Origin of the sequence: Bradyrhizobium hereditatis (assembly GCF_020329435.1) — a bacterium.
Taxonomy (GTDB): domain Bacteria; phylum Pseudomonadota; class Alphaproteobacteria; order Rhizobiales; family Xanthobacteraceae; genus Bradyrhizobium; species Bradyrhizobium hereditatis.
The window spans coordinates 62,014-84,223 of the sequence record NZ_JAGKJK010000001.1; the positions used below are offsets into that span (position 1 = coordinate 62,014).

Genomic DNA, 22,210 nt, shown 5'->3' on the forward strand with positions numbered 1-22,210 from the left:
ACCCATGCTCCGCTGGTTTCGCGCCTTCTTGCCAAAGGAGGAGCGGTTTTTTGACCTGTTCGCCCGGCATGCCGAGACGGTAGTGCAGGGCGCCTTGGCATTGCAGGACATGCTGCGCGGCGGCGAGAATACGCCGATATTCTGCCAACGCGTCAACCAGCTCGAAAGCGACGCCGACGGCATCACCCGCGAGGTGCTGACCGCCGTCCGCCGCACCTTTATCACCCCGTTCGACCGCGGCGATATCAAGAACCTGATCACGGCGATGGATGATGCCATCGACCAGATGCAGCAGACCGCGAAAGCGGTGGTGCTTTTCGAGGTCCGGACGTTCGAACCGCCGATGCGGGAAATAGCGACACTCCTGGTCGAATGCGCCAATCTCGTCAGCCGCGCGCTTCCTTTGATGCAGTCGATCGGCAGCAACATCGCAATGCTGACCGCCATCACCGAGGAAATCGGAAAGCTGGAGGGCCGTATCGATGACCTCCACGACATCGGGTTGAAGGAACTTTTCCTCAAGCACCGCAACGGCAATTCGATGGATTTCGTCGTCGGCGCCGAGATCTACAAGCACCTGGAAAAAGTGTCCGACCGCTTCGACGATGTCGCCAACGAAATCAACTCGATCGTGATCGAGCAGGTATAGGACAGGGCCAATCAGTGGACGCCACGCTTGGTCTTCCGATTCTGATCTTTCTGATCGCGGTCGCCCTGCTGTTCGACTTCCTCAACGGACTGCACGATGCTGCCAATTCGATCGCGACGATCGTGTCGACCCGCGTGCTGCGCCCGCATTATGCGGTGTTCTGGGCGGCTTTCTTTAATTTCATCGCCTTCACGGTCTTCGGGCTGCACGTCGCCAACACGATCGGGAAGGGGATCATCGAGCCAGATGTCGTCGATGCAGCGGTGATCTTCGCCGCGCTGGTCGGCGCCATCGTCTGGAATCTGATCACCTGGGCGCTCGGTATTCCCTCGTCGAGTTCGCACGCGTTGATCGGCGGATTGGTTGGCGCAGGCGTTGCCAAGGCCGGGATTGCCGCTGCGGTCTGGAGCGGCCTGTCGAAAACACTGCTGGCGATCGTGCTATCGCCGCTGGTCGGATTCCTGCTGGCGCTGATGCTGGTCGCGATCGTGTCCTGGCTGTCGGTGCGATCAACGCCGTTTGCGGTCGACCGTGCCTTCCGCATCCTGCAATTCGTCTCGGCATCACTCTATTCGCTCGGGCATGGCGGCAATGACGCGCAGAAGACCATGGGCATCATCGCCGTACTTTTGTATTCGCAGGGCCACCTCGGGTCGGATTTTGTCATCCCGTTCTGGGTCGTGATTTCCTGCCAGGCGGCCATGGGCCTCGGTACGCTAATGGGTGGCTGGCGGATTGTCCGCACTATGGGGCTTCGCATTACGAAGTTGACGCCGATGCAGGGCTTTTGCGCCGAGACCGGCGGGGCGGCGACCCTGTTCATGGCGACTTTTCTCGGGGTTCCCGTATCCACGACCCACACCATCACCGGCTCTATCGTCGGCGTCGGCGCGGCGCGCCGCATGTCGGCGGTGCGTTGGAACGTGGCGAGCTCGATCGTCTACGCCTGGGTGATCACCATTCCGGCGTCCGCGCTCATAGCGGCGCTCACTTATTGGGTGGTGCTGTTGCTACGCTGATCCGGTGACGAGCTTCAGCCCGATGATGCCGGCGACGATCAGTCCGATGCAGACGAGGCGCGCGGCGGTGGCAGGCTCGCCGAACAGGGCGATGCCCAGGATGGCGGTTCCGACCGCGCCGATGCCGGTCCAGACCGCGTAGGCGGTTCCGATCGGCAGCGCTTTCAGGGCAAGCCCGAGCAGGATGATGCTGCCCGCCATGCAGGCGAGCGTCAGGACGGATGGAACAAGCCGTGTAAAGCCCTCGGTATATTTGAGGCCGATCGCCCAGCCCACTTCCATGAGACCGGCGACAAACAACACGATCCAGGCCATGACAACCCTCCGAACCAGGCAGGGTCGTCCCCGCGGATGAGCTCTGAGTTGGAAGGCCGTCCTTCCGCAACCGATATGGGACTGGCCAGGGGCCTCTGCAACCACCAAATGAAGCTTGATTAGCCCGCCTTTCCCTGCCAAACGCTCAGCCCGATGTCCGACATTGTAATTACAGCCGAATCGCCGTCCCGCTCGCCGCTATCAGCTGAAGTAGCGCGCCGCCGCACATTTGCGATCATCTCCCACCCGGACGCCGGCAAGACCACGCTGACCGAAAAGCTCCTGCTGTTCGGCGGCGCCATCAATCTGGCGGGGCAGGTCAAGGCCAAGGGCGAGCGACGCAATACCCGCTCCGACTGGATGAAGATCGAGCGCGAGCGTGGCATCTCGGTCGTGACCTCAGTGATGACGTTCGAGTTCGATGGTCTCGTCTTCAACCTTCTGGATACGCCGGGCCACGAGGACTTTTCCGAAGACACCTATCGCACGCTGACCGCGGTCGATTCCGCCGTGATGGTGATTGACGCCGCCAAGGGCATCGAGGCGCGGACGCGAAAGCTGTTCGAGGTGTGCCGGCTGCGCGACATTCCGATCATCACCTTCATCAACAAGATGGACCGCGAGAGCCGCGATACGTTTGAGCTCCTTGATGAGATCGAAAAGACGCTGGCGCTCGACACCACCCCGATGACCTGGCCGGTCGGCCGCGGCCGCGACTTCCTCGGCACCTATGACGTCGTCAATGGCGGCGTGCGCCTGCTCGAAGGCGGCGGGGCCAAAACCGGGGCGACCGAGCAGATCGATATTGCAGATCTCGGCAAGCGCAACGCCAGTCTGGATGTCGGGCAGGTTAAGGAAGAGCTGGAACTGGTCTCGGAAGCCTGCAAGCCGTTCGAGCTGGAAGCATTTCGCGAAGGACATCTGACGCCGGTCTATTTCGGCAGTGCGCTGCGCAACTTCGGCGTCGGCGATTTGCTCGAGGGGCTCGGCAAGTTCGCGCCCGCGCCGCGCGCGCAGGACTCGAACGTCCGCAAGGTGGAGGCGGCGGAGCCGCGCATGAGCGCCTTCGTGTTCAAGATCCAGGCCAACATGGATCCGAACCACCGCGACCGCATCGCGTTCGCGCGGCTATGCTCCGGCAAGCTCAGCCGCGGCATGAAGGCGAAACTGGTGCGGACGGGCAAGAACATGTCGCTGTCGTCGCCACAATTCTTCTTCGCCCAGGACCGCTCAGTGGCGGACGAAGCCTTTGCCGGCGACGTCGTCGGCATTCCGAACCACGGTACACTGCGGATCGGCGATACGTTGACCGAAGGTGAGGACATCACCTTCGTCGGCGTGCCCAGCTTCGCGCCGGAAATCGTCCGCCGCGTTCGCCTGACGGATGCGATGAAGGCGAAGAAGCTGAAAGAAGCCCTGCAGCAGATGTCGGAAGAGGGCGTGGTGCAGGTGTTCCGGCCGCGCGATGGCGCGCCGGCGCTGGTCGGCGTCGTCGGTCCGCTGCAGCTCGATGTGCTGAAAGCGCGGCTCGATGCCGAATATTCGCTGCCGGTGGAATTCGAGGTCTCGGAATTCCAGCTCGCGCGCTGGATTTCCTCCGACGACCGCAAGAAGCTGGACGCCTTCATTGCCGCCAACAACTCCGGTATCGCCGATGACGTGGACGGCGATCCCGTTTTCATGGCCAAGAACGAGTTCTATCTCGGCTACACCCGCGAGCGGGCCGAGGGGATCAACTTCTCCAACGTCAAGGACGTGAAGAAGAAGGCGTAAGGGGCGAGCTGTCGCCCAGCCTACACCGTCGTCCTCCGCGAAAACGGGGGGACCAGTACGCCGCGGCTTATCCGTAAATCACTGACGTCTCTGGAATACTGTCATTGTCCGGTCAAGCCGGACGATGACAGCCGCGCAGGGGTGATCGATAGCCACCCACATATGCATCCAGTGGATGCCTGCATGCACCGTTAACGCAAGGGAAGCCCTTGCACAGTCTCTGCTTCCGTTAAAGTATCCACTGGATGCTTTTTAACAAAAGAGAGACCGCCCCATGACTGACCTCGCGACCTATTCCCGCTCGGGCCCCGTCGGCACCATCGTGATCGACGACGGCAAGGCCAACGTGATGTCGCTTGCCATGCTCAATGCCCTACATGCCGCGTTCGACCGGGCGGAGAAGGACAAGGCCGTCGTACTCCTGAAGGCCCGCGGAAAGCATTTTTCCGGCGGCTTCGATCTCAGTGTTTTCGCCAAGGGCAGCGCGGAGGACCAGTATCTGATGGTGAGAGCGGGCGCAGAGCTGGCGCTGCGCATCCTCTCGTTCCCGACGCCGGTGGTGGCGGCGTGCCAGGGCAACGCCTATCCGATGGGGGCCCTCCTCATCATGTCCAGCGACCATCGCATTGCCGCCGAGGGCGACTATCGGATCGGCATGAATGAGGTCGCGATCGGGCTCACCGTGCCTCGTTTTGCGATCGAGATCGCGCGGCAGCGGCTGACGCCGGCCTATTTCAGCAGGACGGTCATGACCGGAGAAATGTTCGGTCCCGCCGAGGCCGTCACCGCCGGCTTTTTTGACCGCCTCGTTCCGGCCGATGCGCTGGAGCGGAGCGCGGAGGAGGCCGCACAGGCGCTCGCCACCATCAACCTGGCCGCCCACGCCGCGACCAAGGCTCGGGCGCGGGGCGCCATCATCAAGACGATGCGCGAGGTGATCGACCAGGACATCACGCCGCAATATGGCGAGGACCGCGTTGCCAAACGGGCGTCTGCCTAGCAGAAATCCTCGGCGACCCGGCAGTGGCGCTGCGTCTCATGCCTTTGTATGAAGGGGACATGACCACAAAGCCGCGCCGGGCGACCTACCGCCATGGCAATCTGAAAACCGCCGCGCTGAAGGCGGCCACCCGCCTGGTGGCCTCGGCCGGACACGAGCAGCTGAGCCTGCGCGAAGTCGCGGATGCCGTCGGCGTCGCGCATCGCTCGCTGTATAACCATTTCGCCGACCGCGAGGCGCTATTGGACGCGGTGGCAACAGAGGCCTATACGAGGCTTGCCGCCATGCTCGTCAAGGCAGAGACGCCGGAGGACTACACCGCAAAGTATGTCCGCTTTGCGCTCGCCAATCGCGCGCTATACGCCCTGATGACCAGCCGCCCGCACCGCACGATGAAATTCAATCCGCCGCTGCAGGCCGCCGTCCATAAGGTCATAGCCCAGGCGATGCGGATATTCTGCCAGGATATCGAGAGCCCGGCCGAGCGCCGCCGCGCGGTGATGAAGGTGTACATCACGCTTTATGGCGGCATCTCGCTCTACACCGCCGGGGTCCTCGACCAGCCCAGCGAAAAGGCCCTGATTGCGGAACTGTCCGCCATGAACGCGGGGAAGTGAACGCGATCAGCCTTGATAGCGCCTGGAGCGCGCATCAGCTTAGTGGGATCGCTTCCAAGGACCCGTTGCATGTTTCGGTTCGCCATCGTGTGCCTGATCGGCCTGTCCGTTGGGATCGGCGCCGCCGATGCCCAGTCACGACGCCAGATCGATGCCACGCCGTTTTCGCATGCGCCATGCAGCGTGCTCGACGGCCAGCCTTGCACGCCGTCATTCTGCAGCGTGTTCAACGAGGGGCCGTGCATTCCCGAGATCGACTATCCCTACGGCCAGAATCTGCAACTCACGATCGAGAGTGTGCCGCCACAGGACCAGGTCGCGAAATACAGGAAGCCCAACCGTGATCTCGATACGATCGGCGATCTGTTCGCAGCGCTGCGCTCCTGCTGGACGCCGCCGCCTTCCGACGTCGCGCGCGGAGGGATGCAGATGTCGGTTCGTTTCAGCTTTAAGCGCTCGGGCGAGATCATCGCTACGCCCCGCATGACCTATGCCACGGCAGGCGTCTCAGCCGACACCCGCGCCACCTATCTGAAAGCGATCAACGCGTCGCTCGCGGCCTGCACGCCGCTCAAATTCACGTCTGGACTGGGCGGCGCGCTCGCCGGGCGGCCGATCGCGATCCGCTATGTCGACAACCGCGATCTGGGAAAGCAGGCGGAGAAGCCATGACGGAGCCGCGAGGCGCATTGCGTCCCAAGCCCGTAAAGTGATACGCGGATAATCCGGAAAACCAGCCGCATGACGGGAGGACATCATGGGACTGCTGGTGTTGGTCCTGGGCCTGATTCTGTTTTTCGGCGTCCACACGCTCACCATCCAGCGCAAGCTGCGCGCGCAGGTCATCGCCGCGACGGGCGAGGGCGGCTATAAGATCGGCTATGCGCTGGCCTCATTCGTTGGGCTTGCACTGATCATCTGGGGTTTTGCCAAATATCGTGCGACAGGTTGGATCGACGTCTGGTATCCACCGGTGGCGCTCAAGCACATCGCGGTGGCGCTGATGTTGCCCGCGATCATCATGGTGGTCGCTTCCTACATCCGAGGGCGGATCTATACGACGCTGAAACATCCGATGCTGGCGGGCATCAAGCTGTGGGCTGCGGCGCATCTGCTTGCCAACGGCGACCTCGGCTCGATCATCCTTTTCGGCTCGTTTCTCGCATGGGCGGTCTATGACCGCATTTCGCTGAAATATCGTTCCGACGCCGGCGCGCCGCCGATTCCCGTCGGTGGTCCCGGCAACGACCTGATCGCGATCGCGGTCGGGGTCGTCGCCTATCTGGCGCTCGCATTCGCGTTCCATCCGGCCGTGATCGGCGTCCCCGTAGTTGGAGCCTAACAATGTCGGTTCAGTCTGCCATCAAGCGCAAGACGGCGCCCGATATCCGCGCGCGCAAGAACGGCGAGCCGATCGTGATGCTGACGTCCTATCACGCGCATACTGCTGCGCTGGTGGACCGCCATTGCGATGTCATCCTGGTCGGCGATTCCCTCGGCAATGTCATGCATGGTTTCGAGACCACCGTTCCGGTGACGCTCGACATGATGATCCTGCAGGGACGTGCGGTGATGCGGGGCTCGAAGCACGCGCTGGTCGTGGTGGATATGCCGTTCGGCTCCTATGAAGCCTCGAAGGAGCAGGCGTTTCATTCCGCGGTGCGGATATTGAAGGAGACGCAGTGCGGCGCGGTGAAACTGGAAGGCGGCGAGCGGATGGCGGAAACCGTCGCGTTCCTGTCCGAGCGCGGCGTGCCGGTGATGGGTCATATCGGGCTAACGCCGCAATCGATCAACACGCTCGGCTCGTTTCGCGCACAGGGCCGTGACGAGGGTAGTTGGGATCCGATCCTGAAGGACGCCCAGGCGATCTCGGACGCCGGGGCATTTTCAGTTGTGATCGAGGCGGTCGCCGAGCCGCTGGCGCGAAAGATCACGGAAACAATCGCCATTCCGACCATCGGCATCGGCGCCAGCGCGGCCTGCGACGGGCAGGTGCTGGTGCTGGAGGATATGCTCGGGCTGTCGCCACGGACGCCGAAATTCGTGCGCCGCTATGGTGATCTCGGCCCCGCGATCGAAGCAGCGATTAAGGGCTATGCCGAGGACGTCCGCTCGCGCGCATTCCCAGGCCCCGAGCATGTCTACGAGATGAAGAAGAACTGACGAGGGGGCGCGATGGACTGGTCGCAACACTCCATTCCGGCGATGCGGCTCGAACCGCGCTTTGGCGATCGGATCGTTCCTGTGTTTTGCGAACGACCCAAGAGCATTGCGGCGATGGTCGCGGAGGCCGTGGCGCGAAACGGCGACGGTGAAGCGCTGGTTTGCGGCACCAGGCGAATGACGTGGCGCGAGGTCGCGAAACAATCAGCCCAAATCGCAGCGGGGTTTGAAAAACTCGGCCTGCAGCGGGGTGACCGTGTCGCGGTACTGCTCGGCAACCGGATCGAATTTGTGCTGACGATGCTGGGCGCGGCTCATGCTGGGCTGGTGACGGTCCTACTTTCGACCCGCCAGCAGAAGCCGGAAATTGCCTATGTGCTGACCGATTGCGGCGCAAAGCTGCTGATTCACGAGGCGGCGCTCGCCGACCGCGTGCCCGACGCGGGCGATATCCCGGAAGTCACGCGGCGGATCGCCGTCGACGACGATCCGCTTCTCTCGCGCTTTTCCGAACTGGCCGACAATGCGCCGCTGGCTGCGCCAGTCGAGGTCGGCGAAGAAGACACCGCGATGATCCTCTATACCTCGGGTACCACCGGCAAGCCGAAGGGCGCGATGCTTGCCCATTGCACCATCATTCATTCGGCCATGGTGTTCGCGTCGTGCCTGAAGCTCACCGAAGCGGATCGCTCGATCGCCGCGGTGCCGCTCGGCCATGTCACGGGCGTGGTCGCCAACGTCATGACCATGGTCCGGTGCGCCGGCGCGCTGATCATCATGCCGGAGTTCAAGGCGGCGGAATATCTAAAGATGGCGTCGCGCGAGCGCGTCACCTACACCGTGATGGTGCCGGCGATGTATAATCTCTGCCTGCTACAGCCGGATTTCGACAGCTACGATCTGTCGAGCTGGCGGATCGGCGGCTTTGGCGGCGCGCCGATGCCGATCGCCACCATCGAGAAGCTGGATGCGAAGATTCCCGGCCTCAAGCTGATGAATTGCTACGGTGCGACCGAGACCACCTCGCCATCGACCATGATGCCGGGTGAGCTGACCGCGAGCCATATCGACAGCGTCGGCTTGCCCTGTCCCGGCGCGCAGATCGTCGTGATGGATGCCGAGGGCCGCGAACTGCCGCGCGGCGAGATCGGTGAAATCTGGATTCACAGCGGCTCCGTCATCAAGGGCTACTGGAACAATCCCAAGGCGACGGCGGAGAGCTTTACGGCCGGCTTCTGGCACTCCGGCGACCTTGGCTCGATCGACAAAGAAAATTTCGTCCGCGTGTTCGATCGGCAGAAGGACATGATCAACCGCGGCGGCCTTAAGATCTATTCCGCCGAGGTCGAGTCGGTGCTGGCCGGCCACCCCGACGTGGTCGAGAGCGCAATCATCGCCAAGCCATGCCCGGTGCTGGGTGAGCGTGTGCATGCGGTCGTCGTGACGCGCAATCCCGTCGGCGCCGAGGCGCTGCGCGCCTGGTGCGCCGAACGGTTGTCCGACTACAAGGTGCCGGAAACGATGGATCTCTGGACGGAGCCGTTGCCGCGCAACGCCAATGGCAAGGTCATGAAACGGCAGCTGCGCGACGCCCTCACCGCGGCCTGAAACAGCGGCTAAAGTTTTGGTGCGCTGCCTCTAGGCATCGCGCCGTCGTTTTGCCCGGCGGCGAGCGCGGCACTGTCAATGGCGGCGGCGCTGATGAGCTGCTTGACATCCAAAAGCGTGAATTGCGCGATAGCGACACGGTCGCCTGGCGTGCCCGGAACCAGCTGCACACTCAGCACGCCGTCGCAGTTCGCGCCCTTGGCCTCTGTCAGCATGCCGCCGGGATCCTTGGCCTTGGCCTGCGCGCGCTTGACGACGGCCACGCAACTGCCGCGGACGGTGTCGCCGTTGAGCTTGACGGCAGCCCTCGGATCGAGCGGCTTGTCGATGGCTTCGAGCGCAGTCGCTTCCTTGTATTTGCCGCCGACCGATATAATCGAGCCCTTGCGGTAGATGTAGTACAAATGCTGATCGCCGACGATGGTGGGCACGCCGTATTTGCCCATCACCTGCTTGATCATGTCCGCCTTCGACGGTTGCTGGTCCTGCGCGAAAGTCAGGTTGCGGGCGACGAAATAGGCGCGGTTGGCGCTCGCCGGTGAGGTGAAGCTGGTCGAGAGCATCTCGCCGTTCTGTTTCGGACCGGCGGGAAGGTTGAAGTTCAGCGCCGTGACGTAGCTGGTTCCGCCGTCGCCGAACTTCTGCTGCTGGATGTCGGTCCTGGTGTCGGTGCGGCCCTTGAACAGCGAATCAAAGATGGCGCGTGCGGATTCGGCGTTTGATTCGGTGGAGATGCCCAAAATGTCGGGCCGCAACTTTCCTGAGAATGCCGTTTCGGGAGCTTTCGGCTTGACGTCGTCGGCGAGTAGCGCTGCGGGCGCGGGTACCAGGCCCATGGCGAGGATCAAAACCAGCGCATGGCGAGGCATGAAACACCTGAAAAATCGGGTACGAGTTGAGAATGGAGTGGGCGGGATTACGCAAACTTTGAACCGCGATGTCAACATTCCCGGCCGGTTTTGCAGGGGATCGGAGGCGCTGTTAACGCTTTGATCCACCTCGCTTTGCCTTGCCACCGCCATATCGATAGGGTACGCCCCAGCCTTGCGGGGATCGGGTGCACAATAGGGCTGCCACAATCGCGGTTCCCCGGCGATGGGATATCCTTAAGTGTCTGAATTATTTGATGAAGTCGACGAGGAAGTACGTCGCGAACAGCTCAAGAAGCTGTGGAACAAATATTCGATCTACATCATCGCCGGCCTGATTTTGATCATCGCCGCCGTCGCCGGCTGGCGCGGCTACCAATACCTGGAAGCCAAGAAAGCGGCCGAGGCGGGCGCTGCCTTCGACAAGGCGGTCGAGCTCTCGGAAGCCAACAAGCATGCCGAGGCCGAAGCGGCCTTCGCCGATCTCATCGCGAAAGCGCCGTTCGGCTATCGCACGCTGTCGCGATTGCGCTTGGCGGCGGAGATTGCCAACCGCGATGCGCAGGCGGCGGCTAAGATGTACGACGAAATCGCCGCCGATCGCAGCGTCGGCGTCGCCGACCAGGATCTGGCGCGGATTCGCGCGGCCCAATTGCTACTGGAAAGCACCAGTTATCCGAACATGAAAGAACGCCTTGAGTCGGCCGCTGCGCCGGGCGCGACCTTCCGCCATACCGCGCGCGAATTGCTGGCGCTGTCGGCCTGGCGCGCCAACGATGCCGCGGCGACGCGGCAATGGCTGGACATGATTGCCAATGACGGCGAAACGCCGCCTAGCCTGCGCTCGCGTGCCGAAGCGCTGCAGGCCCTGCTGCCGCCGGTCGCCAAGAGCTGACACGAGAGCTGAAACCGGCAAAACGAGTTGGGAAATCCAATATGCGCCGCCCGCAACGAATGATCGCAACCGCCGTCCTCATCGCGCTGTCAGGCGCGCTGGCAGGCTGTGGCAGCACGGGCAGTTTCGATCCGACCGATCTGCTCGACTTCCTCGATACCAAGAAGAAGCTTCCCGGTGAGCGCAAACCGGTGTTCCCGGAAGGCGTGCCGGGCCTCGAGCAGGGCGTGCCGCGGGATCTCTACAAGGGGGCCCGCCAGCAGGTCGACGATCCGAATGCGCAGGCTGCTGTTGCAGCTCCGCCGCCGGAAGAACCGAAATCCAAGCGTGGCGCAAAATCCAGGGGCAAGCAGGCTGCCGCACCCGCCGCTGCGGATCCCGACGCCGCTCCCGAGGAAGAGGGCAGCACCGCCGCTGCGCCGCCGGCGCCCAAGCCGGCCAAGATCGTGCGCAAGCGCACCACCGCGCCGCCCCCCGATCAGTCGGCCGCGCCCGCACAATCTTCGCAACAACAGGCCTCGCCGTTCCCGGCGCCGATGCCGAGCGGCTCTTTCACGCGCTGATTTGTTCTTTTCGTTCGATTGACACGCCCTTCAAAAAGGGCGTTTGGATCATTTATGTCCTTTACGATCGCCATCATCGGCCGGCCGAATGTCGGCAAGTCGACGCTGTTCAACCGGCTGGTCGGGCAAAAGCTCGCGCTGGTTGACGACGAACCCGGCGTGACCCGCGACCGCCGGGAGGGAAGTGCGCGTCTCGGCGATCTCGAATTCACCGTGATCGACACCGCCGGCCTCGACGAGGGCGCCAAGGGCTCGCTGACCGCGCGGATGCAGGAGCAGACCGAAACCGCGATTGGCCTTGCCGACGCGCTGATGTTCGTGATCGACGCGCGCGCGGGGCTGACGCCGAACGATCGCGCCTTCGCCGATTTCGCGCGCCGCGCCAACAAGCCGGTGGTGCTGGTCGCCAACAAGAGCGAGGGCAAGCACGGCGAGATCGGCGCGATGGAATCCTATGCGCTGGGGCTCGGCGACCCCGTGCAGATATCGGCCGAGCATGGCGAGGGTATGAGCGAGCTCTATGACGCGCTCGCCGCGCTGATGCCGGAGCCGGCGGAAGAGGCCGAAGAGCTCGACGATGATGCCGTATCGGACGAGGATCTCGCGCAACGCCCGATCCGCGTCGCCATTGTCGGCCGCCCCAATGCTGGCAAATCCACGTTGATCAACTACTTGCTCGGCGAGGAGAGGCTGCTCACCAGCGCCGAGGCCGGCACCACGCGCGATTCCATTTCGGTGGAGATCACCTGGCAGGGCCGCGATTTCCGCGTGTTCGATACTGCGGGCTTGAGGCGCCGCTCGCGGATCGAGGAGAAACTGGAAAAGCTCTCGGTGGCGGACGCGCTGCGCGCGATACGTTTTGCCGAAGTCGTGGTGCTGGTGATGGACGCGCAGAACCGGTTCGAGGAACAGGACCTGCGCATCGCCGATCTGATCGAGCGCGAGGGGCGAGCGATCGTGCTCGCGGTCAACAAATGGGATCTGATGGAGCGCAAGCCGCATCTCATTTCTGCCCTGCGCAGCGATGCTGATCATTGGCTGCCGCAGGTCAAGGGCGCGCCCATCGTCGCCGTATCAGGCCTGATGGGCGAGGGCATCGACCGCTTGATGGCGGCGATACAGGATGCCTACGCGATCTGGAACAAGCGCGTGCCGACGGCCGCGCTCAATCGCTGGTTCGAGCAGGCGATCCAAGCCAATCCGCCGCCTGCCGTATCAGGCCGCAGGCTGAAGCTGAACTACATTACGCAAACCAAGGGACGTCCGCCGAGCTTCGTGCTGTTCTGCTCACGCGCGGACGCGGTACCGCAGTCGTACCTGCGTTACCTCACCAACGGCCTGCGCGAAGCTTTTGAGCTGCCGGGCACGCCGATCCGGATCACGCTGCGCGAAAAGGCCAATCCATTCGCCCACAAGCGCAAGCGGCCGTCATGAGCGAGCAAGCATCCACCATTGCGGTCGAGGGGAGGCCGCCGGTGCGCAGTGGCGCGGCGGCCTTCATCTTCGTCACGATCCTGCTCGACATGCTTGCGCTCGGCCTGATTCTGCCGATCCTGCCCAAGCTCGTGGAGAGTTTTGTCGACAACGACACGGCGACTGCTGCGCGGATTTTCGGCCTGTTCGGCACGGCCTGGGCACTGATGCAGTTCCTGTTCTCGCCGATCCTTGGCGCGCTCTCGGACCGCTTCGGCCGGCGGCCGGTGGTGCTCCTGTCAAATTTCGGGCTGGCGCTGGATTACGTGCTGATGGCGCTCGCGCCGTCGCTGGTCTGGCTGTTCATCGGCCGCGTGATCTCGGGCATCACGTCAGCAAGCATCTCGACGGCGTTTGCCTATATCGCCGACGTGACGCCGCCGGAACGGCGCGCGGCGGTGTTCGGCAAGATAGGCGCGGCCTTCGGCGCCGGCTTCATTCTCGGACCGGCGGTTGGCGGCCTCCTCGGCGACACGGACCCGCGACTGCCGTTCTGGATCGCGGCGGGCCTAAGCTTTGCGAACACGCTCTATGGCTGGCTGATCCTGCCGGAGTCGCTGCCGCCGGAACGTCGTGCGCCATTTCGGTGGAAGAGCGCCAGCCCGATCGGCGCGCTGCACCTGTTGCGCTCGAACCGGACTCTCGCCGGCTTGTCGCTGGCAAATTTCTTCGGCCAGGTCGCGCATGTGGTACTGCCTTCCACTTTCGTGCTCTATGCGACCTACCGCTATGGCTGGGACACGAAGACGGTCGGCCTCACGCTAGCTTTGGTTGGCATTTGCGCCATGGTGGTGCAGGGTGCGGGCGTCGGTCCGATCGTCAAATGGCTCGGCGAGCGCCGGGCGCTGTTGCTCGGGCTTGCCTCTGGCGGCTTGGGATTCTTCATCTATGGCGCGGCGCCGACCGGGCCGCTGTTCTGGGTCGGCATTCCCGTGATGGCGCTGTGGGGCGTATCGGGCGCGGCGATCCAGGCGCTGACGACACAACTGGTCGCACCGGATCAGCAAGGCCAGTTGCAGGGCGCAACCAACAGCGTCAACAGCATCGCCCAGATGGCGGGGCCATTCCTGTTCACGCTGATCTTTGCCTATTTCATCAGCGATCAGGCGCCGATGAAAATGCCGGGCGCACCGTTCCTGCTCGCCGCGGCGTTGCTTGCGCTTGCGCTCGTGATCGCGTGGCGCACGCTGAAAAAGTAAGGTGGGTTAGCCGAAGGCGTAACCCACCGCTCGCTTGCGTGAAAGAGGTGGGTTACGCTTCGCTCACCCATCCCACGATTCTTACTTCTTCACCAACGGACAATCGCTGGCCTCGAGCGGCTTGGCAGCGTCCTCCGGAGCGATCGTGGCGATCAGCTTGTAATAGTCCCACAGTCCCTTCGACTCTTCCGGCTTCTTCACTTCAAACAGATAGGCCGGAATGAGACGGCGACCGTCGGCGCGCAGCGGGCCCTTGCCGAACAGCGGATCGTCGGTCGGCAATTCCTTCATCTTGGCGACGACCTTGGCGCCGTCACGCGGATTGCTGCCGAGTGCTTCCATCGCCTTCAGGTAATGCAGGATCTCGGCATAGAGGCCCGCCACCGTCATCGAGGGCATCGAGCCCTTTGGCGAGGCCTTCTGGAAACGCTTCGACCATTCGCGGGTCTTGTCGTTGAGATCCCAATAGAATGATTCAGTGAAGGTCAGGCCCTGCGCCGTCTTCAGGCCGAGCGCATGCACGTCGTTGATGAAAAGCAGCAGCGCGGCAAGCTTCTGGCCGCCCTGCACGATGCCGAATTCGGCCGCCTGCTTGATCGAGTTGGTGGTATCGCCGCCGGCATTGGCGAGGCCGATGACCTTGGCCTTCGAGGACTGCGCCTGCAGCAGGAAGGACGAGAAGTCCGAGGTGTTGAGCGGATGCCTGACCGCGCCCAGCACCTTGCCGCCGGTTTGAGTGACGACGTTGCCGGTGTCGCGCTCGAGCGCGTGGCCGAAGGCGTAATCGGCGGTGAGGAAGAACCAGGTGTCGCCGCCGGCCTTGGTCAGCGCCTTGCCGGTGCCGTTGGCGAGCATGTAGGTGTCGTAGGTGAAGGAGATGGTGTTGGGATTGCAGGCTTTGCCGGTGAGGTCGGCGGTGGCCGCGCCCGAATTGAGCAACACCGAGTTCTTTTCCTTCACGAGATTACTCACCGCGAGCGCGACGCCGGAGTTCGGCGTATCGGCGATAGCGTCGACCTTATCGGCATCGATCCACTGCCGCGCGATGTTGACGCCAATGTCGGGCTTGTTCTGGTGGTCGCCGCTCAGCACCTCGATCGTCCAGCCCTTGGCTTTGAGGCCGGAATCCTCGACGGCCATCTTGACTGCAGCGACCGAGTTCGGGCCGCCGATATCGGCGTAAAGGCTCGACATGTCGTTGAGCACGCCGATCTTGACAGTCTTGTCCTGGGCCAGTGCTGGCGTTGCGAGGCCGAGTGCGGCAAGCGCCACGGAGACGGCGAAGCGCCGCGCAATTCTTGTCGTCATTGTATTCCTCCTGAATGGTTGTTCGCCGGCTCTCTTTTCGGAACCTGCCAGCAGTCCTGCGATAGTCGTTCTCGAAAGCGCGGGCAATGCACCTATCGTCGCGCGTCCGATTAGCTTGAACTTCTGGATCTGCTTACCGTTCTCAATTTCGACGATTTAAACATCGCCTCCGGCATTCACCGCCATGCGCGAGTGCTGGAAAACGCCCGCCATTGCGGCCGCTGTGGCCAAAACGGCTACTGGATACCATCGTCCACTGCCCCGCGTTTTTCCCGCAGAGCCATTCCTTAACGAAGGTTCCATCTTTCCTGGAAGCTGCGTACACCTACGCTGGCGGATGAAAGCTCATCAGCTTACGGCTCCTGTAGTCGTACAGCTTGCCGGTCTCGGTCCACTCGGGCGCGCACATCGGTACGATGAATTCCGCGGCCTGTTCGGGCGTATCCAGCGTCATCGGGTCTTCGCCGGGAAATACGGCGGCGCGCATGCGGGTGCGGATCGGGCCAGGGCTGAACAGGTTCACGCGCAGCTTCGTGCTCACGGTCTCGTTGGCCCATGAGCGCACCAGCGTGTCGAGTGCGGCCTTCGAGGCGGCGTAGGGACCCTGATAGGCGTTGGCTTTGCTGGCGGCGCCAGAAGTGACGAACACAGCGCGGCCTGCGTCTGAGACCCTGAGCAGCGGATCCATGCAGCGGATGAGCTGGAAGTTCGCGGTGACGTTCACCGCAAAGACGTCGTTCCACGGCTTCAGCTCGATGTGCCCGAGCGGCGAGGAGGGTCCGGCGACGCCGGCATTGCCGACGAGAATGTCGAGCTTGCCGTGGCGTTCGTGCAGCGCCGCGCCGAGCCGCGCGATGCCATCGAAATCGGTGAGATTGAGCGGCACCAGCGTGGCGCTGCCGCCCTCTTTCCGGATCTCGTCGTCGAGCTCCTCAAGGCCACCTTGCGTGCGTGCGACGGCAACAATGTGTGCGCCGGCGCGGGCGAGCGCGCGCGCCGTGGCAAAGCCGATGCCGCGAGAGGCGCCGGTGACAAGCGCGATGCGGGAGGCGAGGGGTTTGGTCATGATCTAAGCCTTCGTCATGCCTGGCGTGTGCCAGGCATCTACGTCTTGGCGGCGGGTTTTACAGACGTGGATGGCCGGGACAAGCCCGGCCGCCATGAAAACGTCGTCATTCCGGGATGGCCCGAAGGGCCAGACCCGGAATCTGGAGATTAGGGAAACGGAAGTCGTGCCACATCGAGATTCCGGGTTCGATGCTTCGCATCGCCCCGGAATGACGGCACGTATCAGCTCGCTTCCGCCAGCAGCGACAACTGCCGTGGCTGCGGCTCGACCTGGTTCTGATCGGTGAGATTGGTCGGATAGGCTCCGGTGAAGCAGTGGTCGGAGAACTTTGGATTTGCGGGATCGCGGCTGGCATAGCCCATCGCGCGGTACATGCCATCGATCGACAGGAACGCGAGCGAATCCGCGCCGATGATATCGCGCATCTCTTCGAGTGAATGGGTCGCGGCCAGCAGGCCGCCGCGGTCCGGCAGGTCGATGCCGTAATAGTCGGGATACAGGATCGGCGGCGAGGCGAGACGGAAATGCACCTCGCGCGCGCCGGCGTCGCGCATCATGCGGACGATCTTCTTCGACGTGGTGCCGCGCACCAGCGAGTCGTCGATCAGGATGATGCGCTTGCCTTCGATTGCGGCGCGGTTGGCCGAATGTTTCATGCGCACGCCGAGCTCGCGCACGCTCTGCGTCGGCTGGATGAAGGTGCGGCCGACATAGTGGTTTCGGATGATGCCAAGCTCGAACGGCACGCCGGAATACTGGCTATAACCGACGGCGGCGGGCACGCCAGAATCGGGCACCGGCACCACGACATCAACGTCGGGATGGCTCTCGCGCGCGAGCTCTGCACCGAAGGCCTTCCGAACGTCATAGACCGAGCGGCCGCCAACGATGGAATCCGGCCGCGAGAAATAGATGTATTCGAAGATGCAGGGCCGTGGTGGCTTCGGCGGGAACGGCTTGTGGCTGTGCGCGCCGTCCTCATCGAACACGATGATCTCGCCCGGTTCGATGTCGCGAACATACCTGGCGCCGATCATGTCGAGCGCGCAGGTCTCCGAGGTCAGGATCGGACGGCCATCGAGATCACCGAGCACCAGCGGGCGGATGCCGAGCGGATCGCGGGCGCCGATCAGCTTCTTGTTGGTCAGCGCGACCAGCGCATAAGCGCCTTCGATCGCGCGCAACGCCTCGATGAAGCGGTCAATGAAGCGGTTGCGCTTGGACTGCGCGACCAGGTGCAGGATCACTTCGGTGTCGGTGGTCGACTGCATCATCGCGCCGCCCTTCACGAGCTCGCGGCGCAAGGTCAGGCCATTGGTGAGGTTGCCGTTGTGGCCGACCGCAAAACCGCCGGCGCTGAGCTCGGCGAACAGCGGCTGCACGTTGCGCAGGATGGTCCCGCCGGTCGTGGAGTAGCGCACATGCCCGACCGACATGCCGCCGGGCAGGCGCTCGATCACCTCACGCCGGGAGAAGGTGTCGCCGACGAGACCGAGACGGCGTTCGGAATGGAAGCGGCTGCCGTCGAAGGAGACGATGCCGGCGGCTTCCTGGCCGCGGTGCTGGAGAGCGTGTAGCCCGAGGGCTGTGATCGCAGCGGCCTCGGGGTGGCCGAAGATACCGAACACACCACATTCTTCGCGTAGCGTGTCGCCTTCGACATCGTCCTGCAACTCGATACCGAGGTTCGGCTCGAGTTCGCCGGCGTGATCGGAAGGGTTTTGCATCTCGTCCATCGCGCCTCTCTTTTTTGGCCAGACCTTAGCGACCCGCGGGTTTCTCGATCAGCTTTTTAAGGCTGTCGCGAGCAGGTTTGCTGTAGCCATCGCCGGATCCAGGTGCCGCCTGGTCGGCGTCAGTTTGATCGTCTTCCGGTTTATTCTTCTTGAATCTCTTTAAGATGGTGTTCTCGGGATCATCCGGCAAGAGCGACATTAACCAATCCCCGGTTCCCTGCAGGACGACCCGGGACTTCGCACCGGTGATCCAGTCCGGCCGCTGCTTGTCGGGGACCAGCCAGCTGAAGAACAGGAAGGCGACCACGACGATCAAGAGGCCACGGCCGAGCCCGAACAGGAAACCGAGCGTGCGATCCAGCGCACCGATCCGGGAATCCAGGATCATGTCCGAAATCCGCACCGTGATGACGGAGACGACGATCAGGGTCCCGATGAAGGTACCGGCCACAACCGCGACGGCTGCCACCGTGTCGTTGTTGAAATAGGTTTTGGCGGTCGGGAGCAGCTTCGAGAAGGCGTACAGCGTCACCAGTGCCGCCGCGCCCCAGGCCGCGATCGACAGGATTTCGCGCATAAAACCGCGCACCATCGCGAGCAGCCCCGAGATCAGCATCACTCCGAGCAGGACGAGATCGAGTATCGTAATCGGCATCAGCTGGTCAGGTCCGCTCGTAAATCCCTCAAGCAGCGAATCGGCGGGGGCAGGCTCACCCCAAGTGAGGGGCAGACGGCCCATCCCGCAAGGCCGGATATCGCGCCATCCCGCCTGCCTTTCGCGCGCGTTGTATAGCGGCGAGGGCCGGGCGCGTCACGCCGCTTTAGCCGTTTTCACGACGGAATCGCGCTGGTGTGGCATTTTTCTCCACTGCACCCTCGCGATTGTTATTTCGGTTGCCTCTCGGGGTGCCGCGTGCCGCGATTTCGGCCACAAGGGTCGTCAGCCCGCCGATGGCATTCAGCGCCAGACCGCCATCGCCTCCGACCTCGCCTCGGGCCGATTCGGGCAGGACGGCGCGGCCAAAGCCGAGTTTGGCGGCCTCTTTCAGCCGCGCCGAGGTCTGCGCCACCGGCCGCACCGCGCCCGACAGCGAAATCTCGCCGAAATAAACCGCATCCGTCGGTAACGGTGCATTCACCAAAGACGACACCAGGGCGGCAGCGGCGGCAAGGTCCGCTGCGGGCTCCTGGATCCGCAGGCCACCCGCGACATTCAGATAGACGTCGTAACCGGATAATTTCACCCCGCAATGGGCCTCCAGCACTGCCAGCACCATCGATAGCCGGCTCGGGTCCCAGCCCACCACCGCGCGCCGGGGGGTGCCGAGCGTGGTCGGCGCCACCAATGCCTGCAATTCCACCAGAACCGGGCGGGTGCCCTCGATGCCGGCAAACACCGCCGTTCCCGGGCTGCCGAGATCGCGTTCAGAAAGGAACAGTTCGGATGGGTTGGAAACCTCGCGCAGGCCGAGGCCGGTCATCTCGAACACGCCGATTTCATCGGTTGGGCCGAAGCGGTTCTTGACCGCGCGCAGGATGCGGAACTGCTGCGAGCCTTCGCCCTCGAACGACAGCACCGCGTCGACCATGTGCTCGACCACGCGGGGACCCGCAATCTGGCCGTCCTTGGTGACGTGGCCGACCAGGATGATCGCAGCTCCGGATTTCTTGGCGAAACGGATTAGCGCCTGTGCCGACGCGCGGACCTGCGTCACCGTTCCCGGCGCCGATTCCACCGTGTCGGTCCACATGGTCTGGATCGAATCGATCACGATCAGACGCGGCACCGCGCCCTCTGACAGCGTCGAGACGATGTCCTCCACCGAGGTTTCGGAAGCGAGCTGCACCGGCGCATCAGCCAGTCCCAGCCGTTCGGCACGTATCCGCACCTGCGCCACTGCCTCTTCGCCGGAAATATAGACCGCGCGATGCCCGGCGCGGGCCAGCATGCTGGTCGCCTGCGTCAGCAATGTCGACTTGCCGATACCGGGATCGCCACCGACCAGAAGCACCGAGCCGCGCACGAAGCCGCCGCCGGTGACACGATCGAGCTCCGTCATGCCCGAGGGCAGGCGCGGGGCGTCGTTGCTTTTGCCGGTCAGCGATTCCAGCGCAAACGTCCGGCCCTTGCGGCGGGAGCGGACCGAGACGGGCATCGAGGTCGCGCCGGTCGTATCCTCCTCGCTCAGCGTGTTCCACTCGCCGCAGGAATCGCACTTGCCCTGCCAGCGGTTATAGGCCGCGCCGCAATTCTGGCAGACGAAGGAGAGAGTGGATTTGGCCATGATGGGAAATAGCAGACTCGGTGGAACGGGCGGCACTACTTAGCACGGAAAGACGCCGTGTGGCGCGCCGGGTGCCGATGCATCCATCGCGCGTATCACGGAGCCAAGTTGGCACATGTCCAGATGCCGACCGGTTGCTCAAGCCCGCGAATGGTCTGCGCCGGCTGCTCGACGAGCGACGCGAAGTCGGCGCTCGAACCGTTCGTTTCGGTGCGGGCCCGCTGCACCAGTGCGTCGCTGACGACGATGGCGCATCCGAATTCGCGGGTCAGCGCCTCGAGCCGGCTCGCCGCATTCACGGTGGTGCCGATCACGGCGAATTCGAGCCGGTTGAGGCCGATATCGCCGAGCACGACCTGCCCGTAATGCAATCCGACGCTGACCCGGATCGGCGGCTCACCGCGATCCTTCCGTTCCCTGTTCAATTCGGCGATCGAGGCGATCATGCCCCGCGCGCAACGCAAGGCGTTCAGCGCGTCGGAATCGCCGGCGAACGGCGTGCCAAACGTCGCCATCAGGCCGTCCCCGAGATATTTATCGAGCGTTCCGCCGTGCTGGAACACTTCTCTTTCCATTCGCTCATGGAATTGTCGCAGTGTGCCGATGACTTCTTTCGGGTCTCGTCCATCGCTGTAGGCGGTGAATCCTACGATATCGGCAAACAACACTGCGACGTCTTGCGTGCGAACCCGCGTGAGCGGTTCGTCATTTCCGGACAGTTCGTTCACGACATTGGGTGAAAAATAGCGTGCAAGGTTCGCGCGCTCGCGCTCGATTCCGGCGTGACTGATCAGGAGTGCATTCGAACGGCGCACCGCCAGCGCCAGGATCACGGCCACGATGACAAACACGGTGACCTGCTGGAAGCGGGCGCCGAAGCCGATCGACGATGGATCGAGAATCTCGAACATGCGAATATCTGCGCCGATAGCTTCCTTGACCCGCGCCGACAGCGCGGCATGGCTGTCCGGCTGAAGGTAGGCCCAGCCAACAGCAATGGCCCACAAGGCGGCGGTCCATCCGCCCATTGCGACCACCGTTCGCCACGAATAGGCGAGGGTGGCGGTGGCAAGAAAGATGAAGAAATAGATGAAGCTGTCGAACCGGAATTGCATTCCGATCGGCCAGTGAACGTCGCTCCATGGATTGGGAACGACGCTGAGGAAGGTGAGTAGCGCAAGGTCGCAAATGATGAGGAACACTTCGAGCGGCGAACGGCCGACCTTGCCGACCTTGAGCTGCGCCCAGCCGATCAAGGCAAAGAAGCCGAGCATCAGGACGTAATAGATCACGTCCCAGTTCGGATTGATGATCGGTAGCGTAACAGCGGTGACCGCCAGCGCGACCCAGCGGGCGCGGACGGCGAGCAGCAGGCCTTCACGCTTGCTGTCGGTAAGGGCGGCTTCCGCGAATTTCAGGGCGTCTTGCCGGGCTTCCGTTCGTCCCGTTCGCTGGTCGCCCAGATAGGAGACATCAGCTGCTTCTGCCACCATGCTCAAGACACGTTCTCCCAGTCGACAATCAGACCGTGCAAGCTTGCACGGCGCCGCCGATCAGAATGGCACGTCTGAGAACCTGCTACCACCGATGGACGGCCTCATATCTGATAAACGCCGCGGCAGTGAGGCTGTCGAGCAAATGTGAACATCAGTCGTGCCGTCCACGG

21 protein-coding genes are annotated in these 22,210 nt (G+C 63.3%); 13 read left to right on the forward strand and 8 right to left on the reverse strand.

The window, feature by feature from the left end:
- Positions 1-4 precede the first annotated feature (4 nt).
- Positions 5-649, forward strand: coding sequence for a DUF47 domain-containing protein (locus J6524_RS00350; protein WP_225668182.1), 645 nt, complete (start codon positions 5-7; stop codon positions 647-649).
- A gap of 14 nt (positions 650-663) precedes the next feature.
- The gene (locus J6524_RS00355) at positions 664-1,668 is read left to right on the forward strand and encodes an inorganic phosphate transporter (protein ID WP_225668184.1); all 1,005 of its coding nucleotides are present in this window, start codon (positions 664-666) and stop codon (positions 1,666-1,668) included.
- Here the strand turns inward: J6524_RS00355 and sugE are convergent.
- Positions 1,660-1,983 carry a quaternary ammonium compound efflux SMR transporter SugE gene (sugE, locus tag J6524_RS00360; protein ID WP_225668186.1) on the reverse strand — a complete coding sequence of 108 codons (324 nt, stop codon included), beginning with the start codon at positions 1,981-1,983 and terminating at the stop codon, positions 1,660-1,662. The two genes, J6524_RS00355 and sugE, sit on opposite strands and share 9 nt — an antisense overlap.
- A gap of 153 nt (positions 1,984-2,136) precedes the next feature.
- Here sugE and J6524_RS00365 point away from each other — a divergent pair, with 153 nt between their 5' ends.
- From J6524_RS00365 to J6524_RS00395, 7 genes are all read left to right on the forward strand, one after another.
- Positions 2,137-3,756 carry a peptide chain release factor 3 gene (locus J6524_RS00365; protein WP_225668189.1) on the forward strand — a complete coding sequence of 540 codons (1,620 nt, stop codon included), beginning with the start codon at positions 2,137-2,139 and terminating at the stop codon, positions 3,754-3,756.
- Between the two features lie 274 nt (positions 3,757-4,030).
- Positions 4,031-4,756 (forward strand): crotonase/enoyl-CoA hydratase family protein, encoded by a 726-nt coding sequence (locus J6524_RS00370; protein ID WP_225668191.1) that lies wholly within the window; start codon positions 4,031-4,033, stop codon positions 4,754-4,756.
- Between the two features lie 23 nt (positions 4,757-4,779).
- Entirely contained in the window at positions 4,780-5,373 is a 594-nt protein-coding gene (locus tag J6524_RS00375; protein WP_225668192.1) for a TetR/AcrR family transcriptional regulator, read from the forward strand.
- 69 nt (positions 5,374-5,442) lie between these two features.
- Positions 5,443-6,045 (forward strand): UCP034077 family protein, encoded by a 603-nt coding sequence (locus J6524_RS00380; RefSeq protein WP_225668194.1) that lies wholly within the window; start codon positions 5,443-5,445, stop codon positions 6,043-6,045.
- A gap of 85 nt (positions 6,046-6,130) precedes the next feature.
- Positions 6,131-6,715 carry an NnrU family protein gene (locus tag J6524_RS00385; protein ID WP_225668195.1) on the forward strand — a complete coding sequence of 195 codons (585 nt, stop codon included), beginning with the start codon at positions 6,131-6,133 and terminating at the stop codon, positions 6,713-6,715.
- Positions 6,716-6,717: 2 nt separating this feature from the next.
- A complete protein-coding gene (gene panB / locus J6524_RS00390; RefSeq protein ID WP_225668196.1) occupies positions 6,718-7,539 on the forward strand; it encodes a 3-methyl-2-oxobutanoate hydroxymethyltransferase in 822 nt (273 codons plus the stop codon).
- A gap of 12 nt (positions 7,540-7,551) precedes the next feature.
- Positions 7,552-9,147 carry a class I adenylate-forming enzyme family protein gene (locus tag J6524_RS00395; RefSeq protein WP_225668197.1) on the forward strand — a complete coding sequence of 532 codons (1,596 nt, stop codon included), beginning with the start codon at positions 7,552-7,554 and terminating at the stop codon, positions 9,145-9,147.
- Positions 9,148-9,155: 8 nt separating this feature from the next.
- On the opposite strand, the gene J6524_RS00400 is transcribed toward J6524_RS00395, so the two are convergent.
- Positions 9,156-10,016 carry a hypothetical protein gene (locus tag J6524_RS00400; RefSeq protein ID WP_225668198.1) on the reverse strand — a complete coding sequence of 287 codons (861 nt, stop codon included), beginning with the start codon at positions 10,014-10,016 and terminating at the stop codon, positions 9,156-9,158.
- 241 nt (positions 10,017-10,257) lie between these two features.
- Here J6524_RS00400 and J6524_RS00405 point away from each other — a divergent pair, with 241 nt between their 5' ends.
- Genes J6524_RS00405 through J6524_RS00420 form a run of 4 tightly spaced genes read left to right on the forward strand, consistent with a single transcriptional unit; the run spans position 10,258 to position 14,146 of the window.
- On the forward strand, positions 10,258-10,911 hold the full coding sequence (locus tag J6524_RS00405; protein WP_225668199.1) for a tetratricopeptide repeat protein: 654 nt from the start codon (positions 10,258-10,260) through the stop codon (positions 10,909-10,911).
- A 41-nt stretch (positions 10,912-10,952) separates the two neighbouring features.
- Positions 10,953-11,474, forward strand: a complete 522-nt coding sequence (locus J6524_RS00410; protein WP_225668200.1) for a hypothetical protein — start codon at positions 10,953-10,955, stop codon at positions 11,472-11,474.
- A gap of 54 nt (positions 11,475-11,528) precedes the next feature.
- Complete coding sequence (der, locus tag J6524_RS00415; RefSeq protein ID WP_225668201.1) at positions 11,529-12,908, forward strand: ribosome biogenesis GTPase Der; 1,380 nt, start codon at positions 11,529-11,531, stop codon at positions 12,906-12,908.
- Positions 12,905-14,146, forward strand: coding sequence for a TCR/Tet family MFS transporter (locus tag J6524_RS00420; RefSeq protein WP_225668202.1), 1,242 nt, complete (start codon positions 12,905-12,907; stop codon positions 14,144-14,146). Before der ends, J6524_RS00420 begins: the two co-directional genes overlap by 4 nt.
- Before the next feature lie 81 nt (positions 14,147-14,227).
- Here the strand turns inward: J6524_RS00420 and J6524_RS00425 are convergent, their stop codons facing one another.
- The 6 genes from J6524_RS00425 to J6524_RS00450 all read right to left on the reverse strand — a co-directional run bounded on the left by J6524_RS00425 (position 14,228) and on the right by J6524_RS00450 (position 22,037).
- Positions 14,228-15,454 carry an ABC transporter substrate-binding protein gene (locus J6524_RS00425; protein ID WP_225668204.1) on the reverse strand — a complete coding sequence of 409 codons (1,227 nt, stop codon included), beginning with the start codon at positions 15,452-15,454 and terminating at the stop codon, positions 14,228-14,230.
- Between the two features lie 325 nt (positions 15,455-15,779).
- On the reverse strand, positions 15,780-16,520 hold the full coding sequence (locus J6524_RS00430) for an SDR family NAD(P)-dependent oxidoreductase (RefSeq protein WP_225668205.1): 741 nt from the start codon (positions 16,518-16,520) through the stop codon (positions 15,780-15,782).
- Between the two features lie 224 nt (positions 16,521-16,744).
- Entirely contained in the window at positions 16,745-18,259 is a 1,515-nt protein-coding gene (gene purF, locus J6524_RS00435) for an amidophosphoribosyltransferase (protein WP_376711962.1), read from the reverse strand.
- 25 nt (positions 18,260-18,284) lie between these two features.
- Positions 18,285-18,914 carry a CvpA family protein gene (locus J6524_RS00440; RefSeq protein ID WP_225668206.1) on the reverse strand — a complete coding sequence of 210 codons (630 nt, stop codon included), beginning with the start codon at positions 18,912-18,914 and terminating at the stop codon, positions 18,285-18,287.
- Between the two features lie 166 nt (positions 18,915-19,080).
- Positions 19,081-20,544 (reverse strand): DNA repair protein RadA, encoded by a 1,464-nt coding sequence (gene radA, locus J6524_RS00445; RefSeq protein WP_225668207.1) that lies wholly within the window; start codon positions 20,542-20,544, stop codon positions 19,081-19,083.
- 95 nt (positions 20,545-20,639) lie between these two features.
- Positions 20,640-22,037 (reverse strand): adenylate/guanylate cyclase domain-containing protein, encoded by a 1,398-nt coding sequence (locus tag J6524_RS00450; protein WP_225668208.1) that lies wholly within the window; start codon positions 22,035-22,037, stop codon positions 20,640-20,642.
- Positions 22,038-22,210 lie beyond the last annotated feature (173 nt).